Origin of the sequence: Bordetella sp. BOR01, from assembly GCF_019218885.1 — a bacterium.
GTDB lineage: Bacteria > Pseudomonadota > Gammaproteobacteria > Burkholderiales > Burkholderiaceae_B > Bordetella_A.
On the sequence record NZ_JAHUWT010000005.1, the window covers coordinates 37,942 to 61,369 of the forward strand.

At 65.9% G+C, this 23,428-nt stretch carries 21 protein-coding genes; 13 read left to right on the top strand and 8 right to left on the bottom strand.

Annotated features, from left to right (window positions below; genetic code table 11):
- Positions 1–9 precede the first annotated feature (9 nt).
- Positions 10–936 carry a dihydrodipicolinate synthase family protein gene (locus KW845_RS25570; RefSeq protein ID WP_218372219.1) on the top strand — a complete coding sequence of 309 codons (927 nt, stop codon included), beginning with the start codon at positions 10–12 and terminating at the stop codon, positions 934–936.
- 60 nt (positions 937–996) lie between these two features.
- On the top strand, positions 997–1,959 hold the full coding sequence (locus tag KW845_RS25575) for a tripartite tricarboxylate transporter substrate binding protein (RefSeq protein ID WP_218372220.1): 963 nt from the start codon (positions 997–999) through the stop codon (positions 1,957–1,959).
- A 43-nt stretch (positions 1,960–2,002) separates the two neighbouring features.
- Here the strand turns inward: KW845_RS25575 and KW845_RS25580 are convergent, their stop codons facing one another.
- Both KW845_RS25580 and KW845_RS25585 read right to left on the bottom strand, forming a co-directional pair.
- Positions 2,003–2,929 carry an alpha/beta hydrolase gene (locus tag KW845_RS25580; protein ID WP_255592956.1) on the bottom strand — a complete coding sequence of 309 codons (927 nt, stop codon included), beginning with the start codon at positions 2,927–2,929 and terminating at the stop codon, positions 2,003–2,005.
- A complete protein-coding gene (locus tag KW845_RS25585; protein WP_218372221.1) occupies positions 2,929–5,148 on the bottom strand; it encodes a TonB-dependent siderophore receptor in 2,220 nt (739 codons plus the stop codon). Before KW845_RS25585 ends, KW845_RS25580 begins: the two co-directional genes overlap by 1 nt.
- A gap of 154 nt (positions 5,149–5,302) precedes the next feature.
- Between KW845_RS25585 and KW845_RS25590 the strand changes: the two genes are divergently transcribed.
- Entirely contained in the window at positions 5,303–6,328 is a 1,026-nt protein-coding gene (locus tag KW845_RS25590) for an AraC family transcriptional regulator (protein ID WP_255592957.1), read from the top strand.
- Positions 6,329–6,351: 23 nt separating this feature from the next.
- Here the strand turns inward: KW845_RS25590 and KW845_RS25595 are convergent, their stop codons facing one another.
- The 3 genes from KW845_RS25595 to KW845_RS25605 form a co-directional block, all read right to left on the bottom strand.
- Entirely contained in the window at positions 6,352–7,161 is an 810-nt protein-coding gene (locus KW845_RS25595) for an aspartate/glutamate racemase family protein (protein WP_218372222.1), read from the bottom strand.
- Between the two features lie 77 nt (positions 7,162–7,238).
- Positions 7,239–8,258, bottom strand: coding sequence for a tripartite tricarboxylate transporter substrate binding protein (locus KW845_RS25600; protein ID WP_218372223.1), 1,020 nt, complete (start codon positions 8,256–8,258; stop codon positions 7,239–7,241).
- 201 nt (positions 8,259–8,459) lie between these two features.
- The gene (locus KW845_RS25605) at positions 8,460–9,413 is read right to left on the bottom strand and encodes a LysR family transcriptional regulator (RefSeq protein WP_218372224.1); all 954 of its coding nucleotides are present in this window, start codon (positions 9,411–9,413) and stop codon (positions 8,460–8,462) included.
- Between the two features lie 134 nt (positions 9,414–9,547).
- Here KW845_RS25605 and KW845_RS25610 point away from each other — a divergent pair, with 134 nt between their 5' ends.
- From KW845_RS25610 to KW845_RS25640, 7 genes are all read left to right on the top strand, one after another.
- A complete protein-coding gene (locus KW845_RS25610; RefSeq protein WP_218372225.1) occupies positions 9,548–11,026 on the top strand; it encodes an aldehyde dehydrogenase in 1,479 nt (492 codons plus the stop codon).
- A gap of 29 nt (positions 11,027–11,055) precedes the next feature.
- Positions 11,056–12,534: an FAD-dependent tricarballylate dehydrogenase TcuA gene (gene tcuA / locus KW845_RS25615; RefSeq protein ID WP_218372226.1), complete on the top strand. Its 1,479-nt coding sequence runs from the start codon at positions 11,056–11,058 to the stop codon at positions 12,532–12,534.
- A gap of 102 nt (positions 12,535–12,636) precedes the next feature.
- Positions 12,637–13,815: an ABC transporter substrate-binding protein gene (locus KW845_RS25620; protein ID WP_218372227.1), complete on the top strand. Its 1,179-nt coding sequence runs from the start codon at positions 12,637–12,639 to the stop codon at positions 13,813–13,815.
- Positions 13,816–13,836: 21 nt separating this feature from the next.
- A complete protein-coding gene (locus KW845_RS25625) occupies positions 13,837–14,703 on the top strand; it encodes a branched-chain amino acid ABC transporter permease (protein WP_218372228.1) in 867 nt (288 codons plus the stop codon).
- A complete protein-coding gene (locus KW845_RS25630; RefSeq protein WP_218372229.1) occupies positions 14,696–15,652 on the top strand; it encodes a branched-chain amino acid ABC transporter permease in 957 nt (318 codons plus the stop codon). Before KW845_RS25625 ends, KW845_RS25630 begins: the two co-directional genes overlap by 8 nt.
- 3 nt (positions 15,653–15,655) lie before the next feature.
- On the top strand, positions 15,656–16,408 hold the full coding sequence (locus KW845_RS25635) for an ABC transporter ATP-binding protein (RefSeq protein WP_218372547.1): 753 nt from the start codon (positions 15,656–15,658) through the stop codon (positions 16,406–16,408).
- Positions 16,395–17,117, top strand: a complete 723-nt coding sequence (locus KW845_RS25640; RefSeq protein WP_255592958.1) for an ABC transporter ATP-binding protein — start codon at positions 16,395–16,397, stop codon at positions 17,115–17,117. Before KW845_RS25635 ends, KW845_RS25640 begins: the two co-directional genes overlap by 14 nt.
- A 23-nt stretch (positions 17,118–17,140) precedes the next feature.
- On the opposite strand, the gene KW845_RS25645 is transcribed toward KW845_RS25640, so the two are convergent.
- The gene (locus tag KW845_RS25645) at positions 17,141–18,061 is read right to left on the bottom strand and encodes a LysR family transcriptional regulator (RefSeq protein WP_218372230.1); all 921 of its coding nucleotides are present in this window, start codon (positions 18,059–18,061) and stop codon (positions 17,141–17,143) included.
- Between the two features lie 147 nt (positions 18,062–18,208).
- Here KW845_RS25645 and KW845_RS25650 point away from each other — a divergent pair, with 147 nt between their 5' ends.
- From KW845_RS25650 to KW845_RS25660, 3 genes are read left to right on the top strand one after another with little or no spacing between them, the layout of a single operon-like run.
- Positions 18,209–19,063 (top strand): alpha/beta fold hydrolase, encoded by an 855-nt coding sequence (locus KW845_RS25650; RefSeq protein ID WP_218372231.1) that lies wholly within the window; start codon positions 18,209–18,211, stop codon positions 19,061–19,063.
- Between the two features lie 2 nt (positions 19,064–19,065).
- Positions 19,066–20,016, top strand: a complete 951-nt coding sequence (locus tag KW845_RS25655; RefSeq protein ID WP_218372232.1) for a tripartite tricarboxylate transporter substrate binding protein — start codon at positions 19,066–19,068, stop codon at positions 20,014–20,016.
- A gap of 9 nt (positions 20,017–20,025) precedes the next feature.
- A complete protein-coding gene (locus tag KW845_RS25660) occupies positions 20,026–20,826 on the top strand; it encodes a TIM barrel protein (protein ID WP_218372233.1) in 801 nt (266 codons plus the stop codon).
- Between the two features lie 18 nt (positions 20,827–20,844).
- Here the strand turns inward: KW845_RS25660 and KW845_RS25665 are convergent, their stop codons facing one another.
- The gene (locus tag KW845_RS25665) at positions 20,845–22,344 is read right to left on the bottom strand and encodes a M81 family metallopeptidase (protein ID WP_218372234.1); all 1,500 of its coding nucleotides are present in this window, start codon (positions 22,342–22,344) and stop codon (positions 20,845–20,847) included.
- The gene (locus KW845_RS25670) at positions 22,341–23,354 is read right to left on the bottom strand and encodes a tripartite tricarboxylate transporter substrate binding protein (protein WP_218372235.1); all 1,014 of its coding nucleotides are present in this window, start codon (positions 23,352–23,354) and stop codon (positions 22,341–22,343) included. The genes KW845_RS25665 and KW845_RS25670 overlap by 4 nt, the downstream gene beginning before the upstream one ends.
- Between the last annotated feature and the right edge of the window lie 74 nt (positions 23,355–23,428).

Consider the following 23,428-nt stretch of genomic DNA (forward strand, 5'->3'; position numbering starts at 1 on the left):
ACAGAGGCAATGAGCAAGCAGAAGGTTTTCCAGCCACAAGATATCAACGGCATATTGCCGCCGCTGGCCACGCCATTCGACAGCGACGAGAACGTCGATGCGGCGGTGCTGCGCCGCGAGGTGCAGTACATGCTGGAGCAGGGCGTGCATGGATTGGTGCCGGGCGGCAGCGCCGGCGAGGGCTACACGCTGTCGGTGGACGAGCTGCGGCAGGTGGTGGGCACCACTTGCGAAGAGGTCGCGGGCCGTGTGCCGGTCGTGGCCGGGGTCATCGTCAACAGCACCCGGCAGGCTATCGAACGGTCGAAGGCGCTGGCCGACCTGGGAGTCTCCGCGCTGCAGATCACGCCCGTCCACTACATCTACAAGAATGACGACGAGGCGATGATCCGCCACTACGGCGCCATCCAGGACGCGGTAGGCATCCCCATCATTATCTACAACGTCATTCCGTGGAACTATCTGTCGGTCGACCTGCTGCTGCGCATGATGCGCGAGGTTCCCGGCGTGTACGGGGTCAAGCAGAGCGCCAGCGATGTGAAATCGCTGGCCGACCTGATCATGCGCTGCGAGCCTGGCAACCGCATCTACGCGGCGATCGACGCGCTGCTGTACCCCACCTTTGCCCTGGGCGCGCATGGCGCGATCTCGCAGATCCTGACCGCGGCGCCGGGGCCTTGCGTGGAACTGTGGAAGCTGGTGCAGGCGGGCGACCATATGAGCGCACTTGCATTGCACACGCAATTGCTGGAAATGTGGAATGCCATTGCTGGCGATAACCGCCTGTCGGTAACCAAGTACGCACTGGCCCTGCAAGGCGTGCCGGTGGGAAGCCCGCGCGCGCCCATGGCGCCCGCCAGCGGCCAGCAGAAAGAAAATATCCGCCAGGCGCTGGCCAAGATTCTCGGAGACCGGATGTTGCAGCCCGCGGCGTAGCCGCAAACAGAATCCGCGACGACGGGTTCTTCCCCAAGCAGGGCCTAGAGGAGACATCTGATGAAAACGCTCATCCATGCAGCGGCAGGCCTGGTACTTTCCTTGATGATAGGCAGCGCGTCCGCGCAGTATCCGGACAAGCCATTGCGCCTGATCGTGCCGTTCTCGCCGGGCGGCACCACCGATGCCGTGGCGCGGGTCATGGCGCAATACCTGGGCCAGTTGATCGATCAGCCTGTCGCTGTCGAGAACAAGGGCGGCGGCAGCACCATCATCGGCACCGAGGCGCTGGCGCGCGCCGCGCCCGACGGCTATACCCTGATGCTGGCCACCCCGGACTTCACCGTCAATCCCAGCCTGCGCGCCAAGCTGCCATACGACACGCTGAAAGACTTCACGCCCATTGCGTTGATCGGCACCTATCCGATGCTGCTGGTCACCCGCGTCGGCGGCGGGCTGGATTCGACACGGGCACTGCTGGACCAGGCCAAGGCGCATCCCAAGCGGCTCAGTTTCGCGTCCGCCGGCAATGGCTCCATGCCGCACCTTTGCGCCGAACTGCTGATGTCGCTGGCGCATGTGGATCTGATGCATGTTCCATTCAAGGGCAATGGGCCGGCCTTGACCGACCTGGTGGCGGGCCGCGTGTCGATGCTGTTCAGCGGCGCGCCGGCAGTCGATGGCCTGGTTCAGAGCGGCAAGTTGCAGGTGCTGGCCGTTACCAGCAAAACCCGCCATCCCTCGCTGCCCGATGTGCCCACGCTGGCTGAAAGCGGTGTGCCGGGCTACGAGGTGATCGCGTGGTTTGGCGTACTGGCGCCGGCTGGCGTGCCGGCCGATGTCGTCCAGCGCCTGAACACGGCGATCGGCGCCGTGATGGCCATGCCCGAGGTACGGGAAAAACTGTCCAGCCTGGGCGCCGACCTGCGCGCCAGCACGCCGGCCGAATTCGACAGCCAGATCAGGTCCGAAATCGACAAATGGGGCAGGGTGGTCAAGACGGCGGGCATCGAGGCCTACTGATGCCCGGCAACGCTCGCCCAGGCGTACCCAGGTGCATCAAGGATCAAGGGCGGCCCGCGATGCGGGCCGCTTCGCGGGCCGAGGCGGGCAGCATGGCGCCGTGGCCCAGGCCGGGGAAGCTGCGGTAATGCACCGTGAGCCCCGGCTTGCCGTCCAGTTCGCTGGCCAGTGCGCGCGCGCTGGCGCTGCCTGCGGGCGCCACGCGATGCGGCGCGGCACGTTCCGGGCGTGAACGTTCCGAGCCGCCCACCCACAGGTAAAGCTGCCGAGGAGCGGTAGTGCAGCAGTGGGCCGTATCCAGTTCGCGCAGGCGTTCGGCCATGTGCGGCGCGTGCCACCATAGCGACGGGCTGGCCGCCACGTAGCGCTGGAAAGCCTGTGGCTGCGTGCGCAGCGCATGCAGCACGAACAGGCCGCCGTATGAATGCCCATACAAGGTCTGGCGGGCTGTGTCGACAGGGGCGGCCGCCTGTACCAGCGGCTTGACGCGCTGCTGGATCAGGTCCAGCCAGGCATCGGCGCCGCCATTGCGGCGGCCCGGTTGACGCGGGTCGGGGGCGCCCTGGCCATCGCTGCCGGGCGGACGCGGCGTGTAATCCCACGCGCGTGCCTGCACATCCAGGCGCGCATCGATGTCGTAGCCGATGCCCACCAGTACCGCGGCGGGCCGCTCACCCGCGTCGGCCAGCGCCTGCAGCGTGGCATTGCCATCCAGCAGATACAGGACAGGCCAGCCCACGGCGGGCGGCGGCCCGGCCGGCACGATCAGGTCCAGGCGTACGTCGCGCAAGCCCTCGCCGCGCGGCAGCACGATCTGCCGGGCCAGGCCCAGCAGTCCCAGCCGGGCGCGGGCCTGGGCGGCAGACATGCCGTCGTCCAGCACCGGCTGGCCATGCGCGTGGGGGGCCGAGGCCAGCAGCGCCGTGCACAGCACCGCCAGGGCGGGCAGCTTCAGGCGTGCGCGCCGCATCAGTACGTTACCGTCATGGTGGCGTAGTAGGCGCGGCCCGGCTCGTTGTAGGTGGCCGCGCCGGCCGAGCTGGAGTTGCCTTCGCGGTAAAGCTGCTTGTCGAACAGGTTGCTGACGCCCACGCGGAAACGCAGGTTGCGATTGGGCTCGTAGCCCACGCTCAAGCCCACCAGCGCATACGGGCTGAGGGTCTGCAGGGCGTCGCCTTCCAGGTCTTCGCCGGTACGCGCGTTGGCCGTGGGGCCTTCTTGCTTGCCGTAGTAAGTGACGTTGGCCTGGAACGACCATTGCGGCGTGTAGTACCAGTCCAGCGTGCTGTTGATGGTGTATTCGGGAATGACGCTCAGCGGTTCGCCCGTGCTTTTGTTCTTGGACTGGATCATGTAGGTGAAATTGGTGTTCCAGTCCAGGGCCGGGGTCAGCGGCACGAACAGGTTGCCTTCCAGGCCTTCGACCACGGCCTTGCCGCTATTGGTCCATTGCAGCACGCGCGCGCCGTTGGGCAGGCGGTACAGGTAATCGTTGCTGGCGACGATCTTGTTCTTGTAGTCGTTGCGGAAGTAGGCCGCGCTGGTGCGCCATGTGCCCGGGTCGTACTCGAACCCGATTTCCTTGTTGATGCTGGTTTCGGGCGACAGGTCGGGGTTGCCGACCAGGTAGCAGCCGCCGGCATTGGTCTGCGATTGCAGGCAGCCGTTGCCGCGGCTGTACAGCAAGTAGTTCGGGTTCGATTGATACAGGTTGGGCGCCTTGTAGGCCCGCGCGATGCCGCCCTTGATGCGCAGGTAGTCGGTAGCCGCGTACGACGCGTTCAGGCTGGGGCTCACGTTGTTGCCGAATTCGCTGTTGTGGTCAAAGCGCAGGCCCGGCGTCAGCGTGGTGCGCAGGCCGGCTTCGATATTGTCTTCGATGAACAGGGCGTAGCTGTCCTGGCTGGTCTTGGTGGGGCGGCCGGCGCCATCGGTGTCGCCGATGCTGCCGCCGGTGCCCGAATATTCCTGGCGCATGGCCGACGGGTCGTCCAGCGATTCGTGCAGGTATTCGATCCCGACGGTGGCCACTTGCTGCCAGCCCAGGTGGAAGGGCACACTGACCTCGCTGGCCGCCCGCAGGTTTCTCAGGCGCGCGGTCTGGCGGCCCGTGTCTTGCGGGGCGCCCTCGGGGCCGCCTGCCAGGCCTTCCTGCTGGCGCGAATTGCGCGTGTAGTCGTATGACAGCGACGAGCGCGATGTGCCCCAGGCGTAGTCGCCACGATGTGTCAGGCCGACATTCTGCCGATACATCGCATTGGTTTCCTCGCCGTACAGGCTATCGGTGAAGTCGTTGCTGTTGTTGTTCATGGTGTCGCCGGCGTACAGGTTGCCTTGCCGGCTGAAGCCCATTTCCAGGTCTACCGTGTTGCGGGTGTCGGGCCGCCATGAGAACAGCGCGTTCAGGTCCTGGTTGATGACGCCTTCGCGGCCGGCGGTGTTCGGGTTGCCGTTATCCGCTGTTTCGGAGCGGCCGGCATTGATGTCGCGGGCATCGGGATTGGTCTTGTTGTAGTTGCCGTATACGCGCATGCTGAGCGTGTCGCTGATGGGGGTCGACAGGCGCACGTTGACGCGATTGGTATTGCCTTCCCTGCTGTCTTCGGGCTGGTTCACGTAGTACGTGGCCGACGCGCTGACCTTGTCGGTGGGCTGCTTGGTGATGATGTTCACCACGCCGCCCATGGCGCCCGACCCATAGCGGGCCGCGGCGGGGCCGCGGATCACTTCGATGCGTTCCACCTCTTCGGCCGGCACCCAGTTGGTATCGCCGCGCGTATCGCGGTCGCCATTCCAGCCATAGCGCACGGCATTGCGCGAATCGACCGGCTTGCCGTCGATCAGGATCAGGGTGTTTTCCGGGCCCATGCCGCGGATGTCGATCTGCCGGCTGTTGCCGCGCGCCCCGCTGGCGCTGTTGCCGGTCAGGTTCACGCCCGGTTCGCGGCGGATGACGTCGGACAAGTCATTGGTGGGCGGGCGGCGCTGGATCTCTTCGGCAGTGATCACGGACACGCCCAGCGATTCCTTGATTTCTTCCTCTGCCGTCCCCAGCACTTGCACCGAGGCCATTTCCTGCACGACCGCCGGGTCGTCGGGCGGGGGGGGCGTCTGGGCCAGGGCAGCGCCCGACAAGGCAAGGGTGATGACGGCGCCGGCGTACGGGCGCGCGGAAGGGGGCGTGGACATGCCGGGTTCTCCGAGTGCGCAATAAGCGGCGCGCCCCGGGTTTCCCGGCGGCGCGCCTGTTATGGTTTAATGGTAATGATTTCCAATATCATTTCTCGTTCAACATTATGTCAGCCGGGTTCCTGTCGCGGCTTTGCCCCTGCACCAGAAAGCTTTGCCTGATCCTCATTTCCACATGAATGCCGCGCTGCCCAATACCGGCGCACCGTTTCGCCGCGATCCCGCGCTGGTCGACGAGCCCGCGCTGCGCCGCCAGGCCCATCACGGCACGGCGCAGTACGCCGTGGTTGCGCCCGGTTCCAGCCAGCCCATGTTCCAGGGCCTGATCGATACCATGGCGCTGGCCGATGGCCTGGTGCTGCACCGCGTGGATGCCCGTGACTTGCAGGGCGTGGCGGTGCGCGCCACCCTGCGTCCCGGCTTGCGTATCGCCCTGACCGTGGGGGGCAAGGCCGACGTGAGCTTTGGCGGACGCCGCGTCCTGCTGGGGCCGCGGCCCGATGGGCGGGCGCGTGGCGCGGTCGTGGCGGTGGCCCGGCCCACCGAGTTCGTGCGCCAGTCGCGGCGCGGTGACATCGAGCGCACGGTCAGTCTCACGTTTGCCGACGAATGGCTGCAGCGCCGCTTCGGCGATGAGCTGCAGCCCTGCCTGGCGTTCTCACGCCAGCACTTGTCGGTGTACGAATGGAATGCCTCGGCGCAGGCGGTGGCGCTGGCCGAGCAGATGCTGGCTCCGCCCGAACTCGATACGGCCTTGTCGCGCATGTACCAGGAATCGCGGTCGCTGGACTTGGCCGTCGAGGCCTTTGCCTGCCTGCGCGGCAGGGTGCCGGCGCAGGCCGGGGCGGGGCTGCGCCAACGCGAACGCGCCCGCATGGAACAGGTGCGCGACCTGCTCGACAGCGGCCAGGCCGATACCCTGACGCTGGAAGAGATCGCCCGCCACGCTTTCGTCAGCGCCAACACATTGCAACGCCATTTCCGCGCCGTATGGGGCAAGACGGTATTCGCCTATCTGCGCGACACGCGGCTGGCGCGGGCCCGCCTTGCGCTGGAACGCGATGCCGTCAGCGTGGCGCAGGCGGCCTGGATCGCCGGTTATTCCAGCCCGGCCAACTTCGCCACCGCGTTTCGCCAACGGTATGGCATGCCGCCGGGGCAGGTGGGGCGGCGGGCTTGAGGGCTGGCCGCGCCACGCCGATATCATCGCGCCATGAGTGCGACCAGTTCGGGGTCATGCCGCGCATAGGCACCTGCCCGGCTGATCTTCATGTTGCAGTCGGTGTGCAAGCGCACCATCATGATGGCCGATCTCCAGGCGATGGCCAGGACGTCGACGACCAAGGCGCCGCAGACCTGCGTCAGCTTGTGTTCTATCAATAGGGATGCAAGCACGCTTTCAGCGGGGACGATGACGTCGGCGCGCTGCCGGGTCACGGCATAAGTTGCCGCATTCGTGAAGGCCTGCAATAGGGTTTGCGGATATTTGGCCGCCGTTTCGAGCAACTGTGCCTCGTGCATGGGAGGATCCAGCGAGGCGCATGGCAGTACGCGCGATGCCAGCCCGTGTTGCTTGACCGTCGACTGCACGATGGCGGATATCTCGGGGGCGTTTGCGATGGGCGCAATGTTTTGTCCCAAAGAGCAGGACACCAGCATGGACGATTCCAGTATTCCAGTCACAGGGATGTCGACCGCTGAACGTATTTCCCGCAGCATCGGCTCGCTGAACGAGCCGATCACAAAGGCATCGAAGCCATCGCGTTCCGCGCGGATCGCATAGTCGATTATCTGGTCGACCGCCCGGTGGTAGACAAAAGCATTGCCCAATGCCGAGGTTGGCGTGCGTCCATGATACGTGCCCGGGTGCAGGCCATGAACGTGCACCGTGGCCTCGTTGTGCAATACCTGTCCGGCATGCTTGTTCAAGAAATCGCGGTAGCTGCCCAGGCCGTCGAGCTCGGTCATCGACTGGTGCCAAAGGCGCAACGGCTTTCGTTCACTTGCTTTCATGGACTTACCCTCCACTTCCTTGATTGATGCACGGACAGACGACCTGGGAGCGCTCACGGCGAGCGCTGGACGGCCGTTTACTGGGGTTTGATATTGAGGTCGGCAAGGCCTTTCTGCCAGCGCGTGATATCGGCCCGCACCATGGATGCAAACGCTTTCTGGCTAAGCGATAGCGGAATGCTGCCCGTCTTGACGAATCGCTCTTTCATCTGGGGTTCCTCCAGCACTTTCGTGAATGCCGCATGCAGGCGGTCGACGATTCCCATCGGCGTATTGGGCGGGGCGAGGATACCTTGCCAGATCACGACATCAGTGCGAACCCCCTGGCTGGTCAGGCTCGGCAGGCCCTCGAAGGGCGTGTTGGACGCGACGCCCAGCGATACCACGCGGTCGCGGAAAGATAGCCACAACGGGCCGGGCATGAACATCAGATCCACTTGCCCCGCCAGTACCGATTGTGCGGCGGGGGCAGCGCCCTGGTAGGGCACGTTGAGCAGATCTATCTTGGAGGCGGCGCGGAAGGCCTCGGCACTGACATGCCCCAGGCTGCCGTTGCCCCACGAAGCGTAGGTAAGCTGTCTGTCCTTGGCCAGCTTCAGTAGCTCGGCGGTCGTCTTGACCCCCAGATCCGAGCGGGTCACCAGGACGGTCGTGACCTGATTCACGGGTGCGACAGGGATGAATTCACCGGGTTCGTATCGTGTCAGGTTGGGCTGCAGATGCGGCGCGATGGATATCGCGTCGGAAGCGCCCAGCAATAACGTATAGCCATCCGGATCGGCCCGGAACACCAGATCCGTGCCAACGATGCCGCCGGCTCCAGGCCGGTTTTCCACCACGACCGGCTGGCCCAGCTCTTGGCCGAGGCGATCGCTCATCGACCGGGCCGCAACATCCGAGGCGCCTCCCGGCGGGTAGGGCACGACAATCCTGATCGGCCGGCTGGGGTTCCATTCTGCCTGCACCGGGGTGATAAAGCCCGCAGACGTGATGGCAACTATTGCTAATGCGCGCCCCAATTTCATGATTCGTCTCCTATTCTGGACAGACATGTTTGCTTGCGCGATGGCGGTACAAGCCATTGCCTCTTTGCGCATGTCTTTGTGGTGTCCTGTCATTCCTATATAGGAATACAGTACCGGAATAGGAATTCTATCGAGATTTCGTATCCGTGACCTGATAGGGCTTACCCGTAGCCGGGCCGGCCGTGGATCATCGCCGCGCAATCGCCGCTGGCGAAGTCCGCGTCGTTGCGGGTTGGGGAATGTGCCGGGTTTGCCGCCGGATGCCTGAGCGCGTCAGGCCAGCAGGATCGCGGGGGCCATCTTGGCCGGCGCGGCGGGATCGCTGGCCGTACCGGACTTGAAGCGCCGCGCCGAATCCTCTACCCAGGCCCGGAACGCCTGCACCGCGGGCGAATCGCGCTTGTATTCCGGGTACACCAGGCAGTAGCGCTTGGCGTGCTTGAGCGCGATGTCGAAGGGAATCACCAGATCGCCGCGCACGAGTTCCTGCTCGACATAGAAGCGCGGCACCAGTGCCACGCCCAGGCCGGCACGGGCCGCCTCGATCACCATGGAATACAACTCGAACCGCATGCCGGGCAAGGGGCGGTCGTTGGCGGCGTCCACCATGTCGAACCAGCGGCGCCAGACATCGGTGCGGGTGGCCTTGTGCAGCAACGGCACGCGTGCCAGATCGGCGGGCTCGTGCAGCGCCGCCAGGTCATGGTGGTGCGGGCTGATCACCGGCACGACTTCTTCGTCGAACAGCTCGATCTTCACCACGCCTGTCCAGGCCGGGTGGTCGAAATGCAGGGCGGCGTCGAAGTTGGTGCCCCGGAACAGGAAGGGTTCGGGCCGTTCGCTGAAATTCATGGTGATGTGCGGGTGCCGCGCCTGGAATTCGTGCAGGCGCGGCAGCAGCCAGCGGTTCGAGAAGGTGGGAATGACCGCCAGCTCGAGTATGCCGCCCGCGCCGCGGTGCGCCATCAGCTCTTGGGTATGCAGTTCGATTTCTTCCAGGTGCGGCCCGATGCGGTCGGCATAGTAGCGGCCCGCATCGTTGAGCACCACTTGCTTCTTCACGCGCGTGAACAGGCGTGCGTCCAGGTAGTTTTCCAGTGCCGCGATCTGGCGGCTGACCGCGCTTTCCGACAGGCAGAGCTCTTCGGCTGCGCGGGCGAAATTCTCGTGGCGGGCGGCTGCCTCGAAGACCGCCAGTGCGACAGTGCTGGGTATTTTCCGCTTCATGCGTGCGCCCCCTTGGCAGGTTGAGTTGATGAGGAAACCGCATCAACTCCTGATTATTAATCAGTTCCGCCCTTGGCAGGGTGCTGACCATAATGGCGTATCGCAATCAGGTAGGCACAACAAAGGTCGAGGCAATGGAACGTTACCAACTTTTCATCAATAACGAATGGGTAGACGCCGAGGCGGGCGAATGGTTCGACACCGAGGATCCGTTCTCGGGCAAGGCGTGGGCCCAGGTGCCGCGTGCGCGGGCCGCCGATGTCGACCGCGCTGTCGCGGCCGCCCGGCAGGCCTTCGAAGGCGAATGGTCCCGGCTGTCGGCCAGCGATCGCGGCCGCCTGCTGTACAAGCTGGGCGAACTGATCGAACACAATGCGCAACGCCTGGCCGAAGTGGAAAGCCGCGACAACGGCAAGCTGATGAGCGAGGTGCTGGGCCAGGTGAAGTACTGCGCCAAGTATTTTTATTACTACGGCGGGCTGGCCGACAAGATCCAGGGCCATGTCGTGCCGATCGACAAGCCCGGGGTGTTCAATACCGTGCGCTACGAGCCCATCGGCGTGGTGGCCAGCATCACCCCGTGGAACTCGTCGCTGCTGCTGACGGCCTGGAAACTGGGGCCGGCCCTGTGCGCAGGCAATACCATTGTCTGCAAGCCATCGGAATTCACGCCCGCTTCGCTGCTGGTGCTGGCCGGGCTGGCCAAAGAGGCTGGCATTCCCGCGGGCGTGATCAATGTGCTGACCGGTTTCGGCGCCGAAGTGGGTGAACCGCTGATCCGCCATCCGGATGTGGGCCGTGTGGCCTTCACCGGCGGCGACGCGGCCGGCCGCCGGGTCTATGCGACCGCGGCCGAAGGCCTGAAGCGCGTGTCGCTGGAACTGGGCGGCAAGTCGCCCAACATCGTGTTCGACGATGCCGACCTGGATCGCGCCGCCAACGGCGTCATCACCGGCATTTTCTCGGCCGGCGGGCAAACTTGCATGGCCGGTTCGCGCCTGTTGCTGCAGGAATCCATCCATGATGAATTCCTGGACCGTATCGAGAAGATCACGCGCTCGGCCAAGATCGGCGATCCCACCCAGGCCGATACGCAGATCGGCCCGGTGGCAACGCGGCCGCAGTACGAGAAAGTGCTGCAGTACATCGATATCGCCAAGCAGGAAGGCGCACGGTGCGTTACCGGTGGCCGCGCGCTGACTGGCCCGCAGTACGGCGCGGGCCAATTCGTCGAGCCGACCATTTTCGCCGACGTGACCAACCAGATGCGCATCGCGCAGGAAGAAGTCTTCGGGCCGGTGCTGGCGGTGCTGAAGTTCAAGGATGAAGAAGACGCTATCCGCATCGGCAACGATATCCGCTTCGGCCTGGCCGCCGGCGTGTGGACCAGGAGCCTGCACCGTGCGATGTTGATGTCGGAAAAACTGCGTGCCGGCACGGTGTGGGTGAACAACTACCGGTCCACCAGCTACATGACGCCGTTCGGCGGGTTCAAGGACAGCGGCCTGGGCCGCGAGGGCGGCTTTGAATCGGTGAAGGAATACATGGAGGTCAAGAGCGTGTGGATGTCTTCTGACCTGAACATGCCCAATCCCTTCGTGCGCAAGTACTGATCCCGGGCCCAATGGAAAGCGGAACAACCATGAACGAGACAACATCCCCGGATGCGCGCAAGACGTATGACGTGGTGGTCGTGGGCTGCGGCATCGCCGGCCTGAGCGCGGCGGTCACGGCCATGCAGGCCGGCGCCCGCGTCGCCATCCTGGAGCGCGCCCCGCGCGAAGACCGTGGCGGCAACACGCGCTGGACCGAAGCCATGCTGCGCATGAAAAGCGAATCCGAGGTCTCCGACGACTTCGAAGCGCATTTCGCCGAGAACGCGGGCCACTACCTGGACCCGGAACTGATCAAGGAAGCCGCGGGCGCATACGAGAACTGGTCGTCGATCGTCAAGGTGCTGGGCTTCGCCGATCCGGAACTGATCTCGACTTTCGCCGAGAATGCCGGTCCGGCAATCGGCTGGCTGAAATCCTTCGGGGTGCGTTTCGACTTCCTGCCCGGCTACTTCATTACTACTTGCACCAGCCGCATGGGGCCGGTGGGCGGCGGCCTGGCCATGGTCGAGGCGCTGGCCGGGTGGGCCGAGCAGAACGGTGCCGATTTCCATTACCGCACGACGGCCCGCGAGTTCCTGCGCGAGGCCGACGGCACCATTGTGGGTATCCGGGCAACGGGCCCCGACGCACGCAGTTTCGACCTGCACGCGCCGGCCACCGTGCTGGCCTGCGGCGGTTTCGAGGGCAACCCCGAGATGCTGGCGCAGTACCTGGGGCCGCGCGCCCGCTACCTGCGGCCGGTGGCGCGCGGCGGTTATTACAACAAGGGCGAGGGCCTGCGCATGGCCCTGGCGGCCGGTGCCGCGCCATCGGGAGACTTCGGCCAGTTCCATGCCGAGCCGCTGGACCCGCGCTCGGGCGCGCCCGAACCCATCGTGCTGGTATTCAACTACGGCGTGCTGGTCAATCGGCGCGGCGAGCGCTTCATCGACGAAGCGCCGGCCACTGTGGATGCCACCTACGAATCGATCACGCGCGTGATCCACGAGCAACCCGAGGGCATTGCCTGGGCGGTGCTGGACGGGCGTATCGATGATGTGCCCAATTGGCGCCGCAGCGTGCGTTCCAACCAGCCCCCGGTACGCGCGGAAAGCGTGGCGGAACTGGCCGGCAAGATCGGCGTGGACGCCGCCGCACTGCAGGCCACGCTGAACACCTACAACCAGGCCTGCGGGCAGGGCGAATTCGATGCCTTGCGCACCGACGGGCTGGCCACGCGTGCCGGCTACGCGCCGCGCAAGTCGAACTGGGCCCGGCCCATCGACCGTGCGCCGTTCCTGGCGTATCCCATTATTTGCGGCAATTGCTTTACGTTCGGCGGCTTGAAAGTCGACACCCGCAGCCAGGTGCTGAACACCGACGGCGACCCGATTCCGGGCCTGTATGCGGCTGGCGAGACCGTGGGCCTGTATTACGGCACCTATACCGGTGCCACCTCGGTATTGCGCGGCGCGGTATTCGGCCGGCTGGCCGGCTCCGCCGCGGCGGCGCGCCGCGGGCAGTAAGCGCAACAGGCGGGCAGGCAGCGCGTTCCGCCTTGCGCCGCTACTGCCCCTCGGGGCGCGTGGCCGGCAGTTCGTATAAGACAGTAAAACCAGGAGACAACCATGAAACGACGCACGCTGAAAAGCCTGCTGGCGGCCACGGCCGTCGCAGCCCTGCCGCTGGCGGCCCAGGCCGCCGACACCACCGGGGTAACGGCCGACACCATCCGCATCGGCATGTTCGGCCCCTTGACCGGGCCCACCGCGGTGGGTTCGCTGCCGCTGCTGGGCGCCACTGCCATCTACCGGCAGGTCAATGAGGCCGGGGGGATCAACGGCCGCAAGCTGCAGGTAGTGGTCGAGGACGACGCCTGCGATCCCAACAAGACCATCGCCGCCACCAAGAAGCTGATGTCGCAGGATCAGGTGTTCATGATCCACGGCGGCTGGTGCAGCGGCACCGTCATGGCGATCAAGCCGGAACTGGCGCGCCATCCGGAATTTCCGTATATGGTGCTGGGCGCGGCGAGCACGGCGATCTCGAACCCCGTGCAGCCCAATATCTTCCATCCGGTGGCCACCACCGCCACGGTGGCGCAGTCGATGGTGGACTTCGCATTGAGCAAGCCCGGTGCCAAGCGCATCGCCATCATCAGCCATTCGGACGAATGGGGAAAATCGCATATCGAGCCCGCGCTGGCCGAACTGAAGGCCCGCGGCCTGGAGCCGGTGGAAACAGCTTACCTGGAGCGCGGCAGCACCGACGCCACCTCGCAATTGCTGCGCCTGCGCGCGGCCAAGCCCGATGCGGTGCTGGCCATTCTGTATCCGCCTGAGCTGACCATCTACCTGCGCGATGCGAACAAATACGGTATCAAGGCACCGGTGATCGCCACGCAGGGCGTGTCGCTGGAAGACATGGTCAAGCGGGTGGGCAACCCGGCCGCCACGCGCGAACTGTATGTGTTCTACCCGCTGTCCAAGACGCTGGACGACCCGGCGTTCCAGAAGTGGAAAGACATCTACACCACGGCGCATCCCAAAGACCCTGTCGAGACCCTGAGCTTCATGGGCATGACAGGCGCGCTGGCCATCGTGGAAGCCCTCAAGCGCGCCGGGCCCGACCTGACCCGTGAGAAGTTCATGGCGGAACTCAACAAGCTGCGCGACTTCGATCCCGGCATACAGTCCGGTCCGCTGAGCTTCACGCCGCAGGACCACGCCGGCATCAAGCAGGGCAAGATGATCTACATGAAAGACGGCAAGCCCACCATCGTGTCGGCTTATCCGGCCGGCGGCTGATAGCGGGGAAGGGCGACTGCCATGCTTGCTCAATTGATCGTCAGCGGTGTCGCGGTGGGGTGCGTATATGCCCTTATCGCGCTGGGGATGACCATCCTGTTCCGCTCTACCACCGTGGTGAACTTCTGCCATGGCGAGTTCTTCATGCTGGGGGCGTTTGCCGTGCTGGTGCCGTTGCAGACGCTGGGGTGGCCTTACGGATGGAGCATCGTTTTCTCGCTGAGCCTGATGTTCGTGGTGGGGATGGCGGTGGAACGCGGGCTGATGCGGCCGCTGCAGCAGGCGCCGCATATCAGCCTGGCGATGATGACCGTGGCCCTGTCGTATCTGTTCAAGGGCATTTCGCGGTTCTTTTATGGCCGCGAAGTGGTGGCCCTGCCGCCGCTGATGGCGGGCGATCCGATGTTCTTCGGCGATGTCGTGCTGCTGCCGCAGGACATGCTGATCATAGGCCTGGTGCTGCTGGTGGTGGTGGGCTTCTTCGTGTTCTTCCAGAAGACCGAGATCGGCAAGGTGATCGAAGCCGCCTCGCAGACGCCGCGCGGCGCGTTCCTGTCGGGGATCAATGTGCCTTTGCTGCGCAACCTGATGTGGGGCGTGGGCGCCACCATGGGGGCGCTGGCCGGCATCCTGATCGCGCCCAATACGCTGGTATATCCCGACATGGGAGGGCACATGCTGGTGCGCGGCTTCGCCGCCATGACGCTGGGCGGCTTCGGCTCGCTGCCGGGCGCCGTGCTGGGCGGCATCGTGCTGGGCGTGTTCGAGAACCTGGCGGGCGGCTACTTGTCCAGCGCACTGGTGGACATCACCGCTTACCTGGTCATCATCATTGTCCTGCTGATTCGTCCGCAGGGCCTGCTCGGACGGAGACGCGACCGTGGCTGATTCCTGCAAGCTGAAGCGGCGCGTTTGCTGGCTGCTGCTGCTCATCGTGCTGGCGGTGTTGCCGCTGGGCGTGAACAACTACGTACAGTTCGTCATCAATACCATGCTGGTCTATTGCCTGGCCGCCGTGGGCTTCAATATCGTGATCGGCTACCTGGGCCAGTTGGCGTTCGCCAATGCCGCATTCTTCGGCATCGGCGCCTACGCCGCGGGCCTGGCCATGGCGCGCCTGGACTTGCCCTTCCCGCTGGCGCTGGCGTTGTCGGCCATTGCCGGCGGCCTGGCGGGCGGCCTGGTGGGCTTGCCGGCCCTGCGCGTCAAGGGCTATTACCTGGCCATCGTGACGCTGGCCTTTGGCGAACTGATGCGCTGGTTCTACGTGCACGCCGACAGCATCACCTATGGGGCGGGCGGCTTCAGTGTTCCGCCCGCCAGCCTGTTCGGCGCGACGCTGAACGAGACGGGCAAGTACTACGTGTTCCTGGTGGTGCTGGGCCTGGGGCTGGCCACCACGCTGCACTTGCTGAAGTCGCGCATCGGCCGGGCGTTCGTGGCCATACGCAACAATGAGCCCGCGGCAGCGTCGCTGGGCATCGCCGTGGCACGCAGCAAGGTGCTGGCCTTTGCCTGGAGCGGCCTGATCGCCGGCCTGGCCGGCGGCCTGTATGCCTTGCTGAATGGCCGCATCTCGCCTGACACGTTCGGGCTGGCGCAGATGCTGATGCATTTCGCCATCGTCATGATCGGCGGGCTGGGCAGCCTGGCGGGCTCGATCCTGGGCGCCGTGCTGCTGACCGGCGCGCCGGAGTTGCTGCGCAATTTTCCCGGCCTGGAAGAGATCGTGTTCAGCCTGCTGCTGATGCTGGTGCTGTTTTTCATGCCGCGCGGCCTGAGCGGGCTGGTGGCCGACCGCATCCCCGCCGTGCGCGAACGGCTGTACCGGGAGTAGACCATGCTGCAAGTCGAGAACATGACGGTACGCTTCGCCGGCCTGAGCGCGGTCAGCGAACTGTCGTTTCGCGTCGAGCCGGGCGAGATCTTCACCATGATGGGGCCCAACGGCGCGGGCAAGACCACGGCTTTCAACGCCATCACGGGTTTCGTGCGGCCGGCGGGCGGCACCGTGTCGTACAAGGGCGTGTCGCTGCTGGGGCGCACGCCCGACCAGATCGCGGGCATGGGCATCCGCCGCACCTTCCAGAACAACGGCATCCTGCGCGAGATGACGGTACTGGAAAACGTGCTGACCGGGCTGGAGCTGGCGATTCCCCGCGCATTCTGGCGCACCGTGGCGGGCCTGCCCTCGGCGCGCCGGGCTGAACGCGAGGCCGTGCGGCAGGCGCGTGCCATGCTCGCGCGCATGGGTATTGCCGAGCTGGCCGACCGCACCGCGGGCGATCTGTCGTTCGGCCAGCAGCGCCTGGTCGAGATCAGCCGCGCGCTGGTTGCCGGCGCCGAACTGATCATGCTGGACGAGCCGGCTGTCGGGCTGTCGCCCAGCGACCGCCACCACTTGGGCGACGTGTTGCGCGGGCTGGCCCGCTCGGGCATCGCCGTCGTGCTGGTCGAACACGTGCAGGACCTGGTCATGGCCGTGTCGGACCGCATCCTGGTGCTGAACTACGGAAAATGCCTGGCCGAAGGCACGCCCGACGCGGTGCGCAACAACCAGGCAGTGCTGGAGGCATATCTTGGCCACGAATGAACTGTTGCTGGATGTCGCCGGCCTGTCGGTGCGGCACGGCCGGGTGCCGGCCCTGGCGGGGATAGACCTGCAGTTGCGGCAGGGCGAGGCGATCGGCCTGCTGGGCGCCAACGGCGCGGGCAAGACCACGCTGCTGAACGCGCTGTCGGGCTTCTTGCCGCACGAGGCCGGCGTCGTACGCCTGTTTGGCAAGCCCGCTCGTGCGGGGGCGCCGCATCGCGTGGCGCAGGCCGGCCTGTTGCAGGTGTCGCAAGACCGCGACCTGTTCGGCGACCTGAGCGTGCGCGACAACCTGCGGCTGGGTTGCCTGGCACGCGCCAAGGCCCGCTACGACCGCAACCTGGAACGCGTGTTCGGTTATTTCCCGCGCCTGCAGGAACGCATGGAGCAGCGCGCAGCCACCATGTCGGGCGGGGAGCAGCAGATGCTGGCGATCGGCCGGGCGCTGATGGCCGAACCGCGCATCATCCTGCTCGACGAACCTTCGGCCGGCCTGTCGCCGCTGTTCGTGCAGGAAATCGGCGCCATGATGCAGGCGCTCAAGCGCGAGGGCGAAGTGGCGCTGGTGCTGGTCGAGCAGAACATGCGGCTGGCGGCCCAGGTGGTCGACCGCTTCTACATGCTGCGGGCCGGGCAGGTGGTGGCGCAGGGGCCGGCCGCCGAACTCGACCGTGACTACGAGCACCTGGCGCGCGAATACTACTTGTAGGCAGGCCCTGGGCCTGCGGCGTTTCACGACGTTGCCGCGCCGTCGCGGTAGGGGCTTTCCCGGGCGCTTTGCCGAGTCAGGTCGATGGCATAGCTCAGGGCCATGGAAGGCGCTTTGCCCCGATAGGCGATCGCCAGGTTGGCAATCGGCGGCTGGCCCCGCAAAGGCAGGTAGCGCACACCTTCGGCCTGTAGCTGGCTCATGGTGGCGGGAATGATCGAGACGCCCATGCCGGCGGCCACGAACGTGACGACCGAAGTCAACTGCGGAACCTCGATGCCCTCGGATGGACGGAAGCCCGCCATTTCGCAGGCCTGGACGACGGCGTTGTAGATGCCTACGCCCACCTTGCGCGGATAGAAAATGAACATATCGCCGGCCAGTTCGCGCAAGTCGATGGACTTGCGCGCGGCCAGGGGATGCGTGGCGGGAATGACGGCCAGCATGGGCTCGGTGAGCAGGGTCTCGATCTGTACGCCCGGCATTTGCTGCGCGGGCGCCCGCACGAAGGCCAGATCCACCGATCCGTTGTACACGCGCTCGATCAGTTCCAGGGTCGAGTGCTCTTGCAGGCTGACGCCTACACCTGGATAGCGGCTGCGGTAGGTCCGGATCAGGCGCGGAACGAAGGGGTGGATGCTGGCCGAGACCGTGAAGCCCATGGACAGGGTGCCTACCTCGCCGCAGGCGATGCGGCGCGCCGCCTCTTTGGCGCGCTCGGCGCCGTCGAGCACCTGGCGGGCCTCGGCCATGAACGCGCGGCCGGCTTCGGTCAGCGCCACCCCGCGGCGGTCGCGCACGAACAACTGGGCGCCGACTTCCTGTTCGAGTTGCTGGATTTGCTGGCTCAAGGGGGGCTGGCCGATGCCCAGGCGTTCGGCGGCCCGCGTGAAGTGCAATTCGGTGGCGACAGCCATGAAGTATCGGAGATGGCGCAGTTCCATATCTAAATCATCTTACAGGGATGTTTTCATATATTGGACGGATTCTAAACCGGCACCTACTATCTCGCGCTACCGCTACCGCCAACGCATCCTGGTCGACAACCCGGCCACGCTCCATCAATTCTGATAACCGAAAAAGGAGGCGACATGCCTATCGTCAAACGGGCCAATGGCCCCGACCTGCATTACACCCTTACGGATTTCACCGATCCGTGGGCCGATGCGCCCTATCTGTTCCTGCAGCACGGCTACGGCCGGCGAGGCCGGTTCTGGTTCCAGTGGGTGCCGCTGTTGAGCCGGTATTTCAAGGTGGTATGCCCCGATATGCGGGGGCAAGGGGCATCGAGCCGCGACTTCGACACCGACACCGGGTTCACACTGGAGACCTTGAGCGACGACGTGATCGCCATCGCCGACCACCTGGGCGCGCGCCGGTTCCATTACTGCGGCGAATCCATCGGCGGCCTCATCGGGCTGGCGCTGGCGGGCCGCTACCCGGAACGCGTACTGACGCTGTGCAATGTGTCCGGCCCGGTGTTCATTTCCGATGCCGCCAGGCAGGGCTATGCCCTGGGCACGGCAAGCTGGCCGGAAGCCGTGCGCAAGCTGGGACCCCGCGAGTGGCTGGACCGCACCAACGCCAGCACCCGCTTCCCGCCCGACACGCCGCCGGGCTTCCTGGCCTGGTACACCGATACCGTGGAAGAGACGGGAACCGAAGTCCTGGCCGCGCTGGCGCAGTTCGCCATCGACGCCGATGCCCGGCCTTACCTGCCGAAGATCGCCGCACCCATGCTGTGCCTGTATCCGCAGCGTGGCGCCATTGCCAACAGCGAGCAGCAAGATGCCTTGAAGACGCTGGTGCGCAATCTCGACCTGCGCGAGGTGGGCACCACTTTCCACATGATCCAGCACATCGTGCCGCAGGAATGCGTGAGCCTGCTGAAGACGCATATCGCGCGCCATGCCGAAACAACCACGGTCTACGGGGAGACAACCTGACCATGAAACTGACATCCAAACTCATCGGCCTGGCCGCCGCAGTCGCCCTGGGCCTGGCCGGCGCAGCCCAGGCCTCGGGGCCGCTTACCATGATCGTGCCGTTCTCGGCGGGCGGCTCGACCGACATCCTGGCCCGCGTGCTGGCCAAGGATATCGGCCAGGAACTCAACGTGCCGGTGGTCGTCGAGAACAAGCCGGGCGCCGAAGGGTTCATCGCGGCGCGCCAACTACGCACCGCCAAGCCGGACGGCAACACCCTGATGCTGGTGACGACCAGTGTCTACGCCATCAATCCCGCCATCTTTACCGAGATCCCCTATGACTCGGCCAAGGACTTCACCACCGTCAGCGTGGTGGCTTCGTCGCCCAACGTCATCCTGGCGGCCTCAAACGCCAAGTACGCCAGCCTGAAGGATGTACTGGCCGCGGGCAGTAAAGACGACGTCTACTACGCCACCGGCGCCACCATGCACCTGCTCAATGCGAAATGGCTGGAGGCCCTGTCCGGCGCCCGGATGACCAGCGTGCCCTACAAGGGCAGTGCCGCGGCCTATCCGGACCTGATCGCCGGCCGGGTCGACTTCATGGTGGATCAGCCCCTGTCTTCGCTGCCGTTCATCCAGCAGGGCCAGCTCAAGGCGCTGGCCGTTACTTCGGAAAAGCGCTGGCCGCGGATGCCGGACGTGCCCACCGTTGCCGAGCAAGGCTTCCCGGACTTCTCTACCACTTCGTGGTGGGCGGTGCTGGCCCCCGCGGGCACGCCCGCGGAAGTCGTGCAAAAACTGCACGACACGATAGCCAAGGGCCTGGCCCGGGCCGATACACAAGAGAAAATCCACCAGATCGGCGCCGATATCGAATCCATGTCGCTTCCGCAGGCGCAGGCCTATACGGCGGCCGAACTCGAAAAGTGGCAGGCTATCGCCAAGACCGCGAACGTGAAGATGAACTAGGGCCCGAACGTGCTCAAGCTGTCCGCGAATGTCTCTTTGCTGTTTCCCGACTTGCCTTTCCTGGACCGGTTCGCCGCCGCCGCGCAGGCCGGCTTCACCGCGGTCGAGGCGATGTACCCCTACGATCAGGACATCGAAGCGATGGCCAGGCGCCTGCGCGGGCACGCGCTGACCTTGTCGGTCATCAACCTGCCGCCCGGCGGGGCCGCCGACAAAGGCCTGGCGGTGCTGGCGGGCCGGCGGGCCGACTACGAAGACTCGCTGGCGCGCGGCCTGGACTATGCCCTGGGCCTGGACTGCCGGCGCGTGCACCTGCTGACCGGCAATCTCTTGCCCGCCACGCCGTTGCGCAACTGCCGCGCGCTGCTGGTGCGCAACCTGGAACGGGCGCTGCAGTTGTTTGCGCCGCACGGAATCAAGGTCTTGCTCGAGCCCCTGAGCCGGCAGATGCTGCCGCACTATTCGCTGGCGCGCGTCGAAGAAGCCGTGTCGCTGATCGACGAAATCGACTCGCCGGACCTGCGCCTGCAGCTCGACCTTTATCACACCCAGATGGAGCAGGGCAATCTGGCCGCCCTGATCGAGCGCTACTACGCCTACGTCGACTACATCCAGATTGCCGGCGTGCCGGGACGCCACGAGCCGGATGTCGGCGAGATCAACTACGGCTATCTGCTGGACCTGCTGCAGCGGCGCGGATTCGATGGCTGGGTGGGCTGCGAGTACGTGCCGCTTGGCGACACGCTGCGGGGCCTGCGCTGGGCGCGCGACCGGGGCTTGCTGCCCGCGGAAGCGGCCCATGGGCCTTGAGGCACCCGCCGGCCACCATCAATACCCGGCCGGGATGTGGCGGTGCTTGAAGGGCAGCTTGGACAAGTCCAGGCAGGCCGGCCCCGGCGCGTCGCAATCGATGATCTCGGCGCAACGCTGCGCGAAGGCGGCGCGAAAATGGTTCTTGGCCTTGACGCACAGCAGGCGCAGTTCGGCCGGATCGATGCCGTGCAATGCATAAAAAGCGGGGTCGTCCCCGGCCACCACGCGCTCGGTCACGATCACGCGCAGCGAGGGCAGGCCTTCGATGCGCAGCACTACGCTATGGCCGCAACGGCGTTCCACGCCTGTCTGCATGGGCCCGCTGTTCAGGAACACACCGTCGGTCAGCCGTTCAACGACGGCGCGCACCGGTACGCCGGCCCCGAAATGCGGGCCGTTGCGCGCGCCCAGCGTGGCCTGCAGCATCTGGCCCACCCCAGCCTTGCGCGCTGCCTGCACGGTCTGCGGGTCGGCAAAGCTGGCGAACAGCGTGGGTACCTGGGGCCGCGCCGAGACCAAGGCCTGGAACAGCCCTGGCGTGTCGCCGCCGCCGCCCGACAGCGGGTTGTCGCCCGAATCCGTGACCGCGATCAGGCCGGGCTTGGTGCTGGCCAGCGCCGCAGCCAGGGCCTCGTCGGCCAGCGGCAGGCGCATGCGGAACGCATCGGCCAGTTGGTGGATGCGGTCCATGACATGGCGGGCCGCCGCTTGCGCTGCCTGGCGATCGGGGTCGCCCTGGGCGTCGCTGACCACAAAGACGGATGCGGCGGTAGCTGCGGTATCGGAATAAGGAAAGCCGCCGAACACGGAGACATCGAGCACCGGCCCGACCGTGGCGTCGCGGGCGGCTTGTTCCAGCGTATGCATGGGGCCGCCCGGGGCGGTGCGCATATTGATGCTGGGCAGGACGACACCTTCGTTGAGCAGCACGCGGCGCGTGCGCAAGCCCTGGGTCGCGCAGCGTACCAGGCCGCCCAGCACGCGGTCGGCCACTTCGTCCATGTCCACATGCGGGTGGGTGCGGTATACGGAAGCGATGTCGAGTACGTCAGCCCACTCGGGCGGCATGTTGCCATGCAGGTCGAAGCTGGCGCCCAGCGGCACGTCGGGCAGCAGCTCGCGCACCATGCGGGCGAGATCCAGTTCAGGCGTTTCGCGCGTGCCGGTGATGGCGGCGCCATGCAGCGACAGGTACACCGCGTCCCAGCCACCCTGGGCCGCGCCGGCCTGCAGGCCGGCCTGCACTTCCTGCGTGTAGCGCTGCATCACGGCTTCGTCGATGGGCCCGGCCGGCAGGGCGGCCGCGCAGCGCAACACCACGACTTCCCATTCTGGATGGGTATCGGCAAAGCGGGCCACGGCACCCAACTCGGTGGCGGTGCCGCGCATCGCATCCAGCACGCCCGGGCCGGCTTGCCACTCGTATTGTTCGAACTGCGGCATGCCGGCGGGTACCGGCCCGAAGGCATTGCCCTCGAACCACAGGCGGGCAACGGCCAGGCGCTTGCGCGTCATTGGATTCCCTTGATGTTCTTCAGCACGTCGCCGTAGCGTGCCTGCTCGGCTTTCAGGTGCTTGGCCAGGTGTTCGGCGGGGCCGCCGACCGGAACGGCGCCCAGGGCACGGAATTTCTCGATGGTAGCGGGTTCTTTCTCGAACGCGTCGATCGCATTGCTGATCTTGTCGACGATGGGCTGGGGGGTGCCCGCCGGTGCCACAATGACGAACCAGGACGGCAGCAGGTAGCCCGGCACGGCTTCGCGCACCGGCCGCACGCCGGGCAGCACTTCCAGTTCGTCGTTGCTGGCCACGCCCAGGGCCACCAGTTTGCCGGCACGGATGTTTTCCAGCGCGGTGGGCACATTGTCGCCCGCCAGGTCGATGTGGCCGGCGATCAGGTCGGCCGAGGCTTGCGATGCGCCTTTGTACGGCACGTGGGCAATGTCCACGCCCGATAGTTGCTTGAGCAGTTCAAGCTGGATGTGGCCGGTACTGCCCACGCCCGGCGAACCCCAGTTCAGTTTGCCGGGGTCTGCCTTGGCCCGGGCCAGCAGGTCGGGGATGTTCTTCAGGCCGGTGGCCGGATTGGCCAGGATGACATTGGGTACGTCGGCCACATACGACACCGCGGCGAAATCCTTGGCCGGATCGAACGGCATCTTGGGATAGACATACGGGTTGATGGCCAGCGGGCCGGGCGTACCCATCAGCAGGGTGTAGCCGTCGGGCGCGGCGCGCGCCACTTCGGCCGCGCCGATGTTGGCGCCGGCGCCGGGCTTGTTCTCGACGATGACGTTCTGCTTCAGCCCCTTGGACAGGCCGTCGGCCACCAGGCGGGCCAGCAGGTCGGTGGTGCCGCCGGCGGCGAAGGGCACGATCAGCACGACGGGCTTGGTCGGCCAGTCATCGGCCGCGGCTGCGGGCTGCGCGCCCAGCGACAGGGCAGCGGCCACGGCCGGCCAGGCCAGGTACTTCAGCGCCCGGCGGCGCGCGGTGCCGCGGCCAGGATGGTTTTTTTTCTGCATGGTGGTCAACCCCTTGTGCATGAATGCTACGTAAAAAAAAATCAGTGAATATCGGGTCTTGCAGTTGCAGTTGC

What these genes read in the sequence shown, in the direction of transcription:
- KW845_RS25655 (WP_218372232.1), top strand. Translation starts at nt 19,066, where the DNA reads ATGAAACTGACATCCAAACTCATCGGCCTGGCCGCCGCAGTCGCCCTG.
- KW845_RS25645 (WP_218372230.1), bottom strand. Translation starts at nt 18,061, where the DNA reads ATGGAACTGCGCCATCTCCGATACTTCATGGCTGTCGCCACCGAATTG.
- KW845_RS25635 (WP_218372547.1), top strand. Translation starts at nt 15,656, where the DNA reads ATGCTGCAAGTCGAGAACATGACGGTACGCTTCGCCGGCCTGAGCGCG.
- KW845_RS25670 (WP_218372235.1), bottom strand. Translation starts at nt 23,354, where the DNA reads ATGCAGAAAAAAAACCATCCTGGCCGCGGCACCGCGCGCCGCCGGGCG.
- KW845_RS25595 (WP_218372222.1), bottom strand. Translation starts at nt 7,161, where the DNA reads ATGAAAGCAAGTGAACGAAAGCCGTTGCGCCTTTGGCACCAGTCGATG.
- KW845_RS25605 (WP_218372224.1), bottom strand. Translation starts at nt 9,413, where the DNA reads ATGAAGCGGAAAATACCCAGCACTGTCGCACTGGCGGTCTTCGAGGCA.
- KW845_RS25575 (WP_218372220.1), top strand. Translation starts at nt 997, where the DNA reads ATGAAAACGCTCATCCATGCAGCGGCAGGCCTGGTACTTTCCTTGATG.
- KW845_RS25600 (WP_218372223.1), bottom strand. Translation starts at nt 8,258, where the DNA reads ATGCGCAAAGAGGCAATGGCTTGTACCGCCATCGCGCAAGCAAACATG.
- KW845_RS25620 (WP_218372227.1), top strand. Translation starts at nt 12,637, where the DNA reads ATGAAACGACGCACGCTGAAAAGCCTGCTGGCGGCCACGGCCGTCGCA.
- KW845_RS25665 (WP_218372234.1), bottom strand. Translation starts at nt 22,344, where the DNA reads ATGACGCGCAAGCGCCTGGCCGTTGCCCGCCTGTGGTTCGAGGGCAAT.
- KW845_RS25625 (WP_218372228.1), top strand. Translation starts at nt 13,837, where the DNA reads ATGCTTGCTCAATTGATCGTCAGCGGTGTCGCGGTGGGGTGCGTATAT.
- KW845_RS25610 (WP_218372225.1), top strand. Translation starts at nt 9,548, where the DNA reads ATGGAACGTTACCAACTTTTCATCAATAACGAATGGGTAGACGCCGAG.
- KW845_RS25650 (WP_218372231.1), top strand. Translation starts at nt 18,209, where the DNA reads ATGCCTATCGTCAAACGGGCCAATGGCCCCGACCTGCATTACACCCTT.
- tcuA (WP_218372226.1), top strand. Translation starts at nt 11,056, where the DNA reads ATGAACGAGACAACATCCCCGGATGCGCGCAAGACGTATGACGTGGTG.
- KW845_RS25580 (WP_255592956.1), bottom strand. Translation starts at nt 2,929, where the DNA reads ATGCGGCGCGCACGCCTGAAGCTGCCCGCCCTGGCGGTGCTGTGCACG.
- KW845_RS25570 (WP_218372219.1), top strand. Translation starts at nt 10, where the DNA reads ATGAGCAAGCAGAAGGTTTTCCAGCCACAAGATATCAACGGCATATTG.
- KW845_RS25585 (WP_218372221.1), bottom strand. Translation starts at nt 5,148, where the DNA reads ATGTCCACGCCCCCTTCCGCGCGCCCGTACGCCGGCGCCGTCATCACC.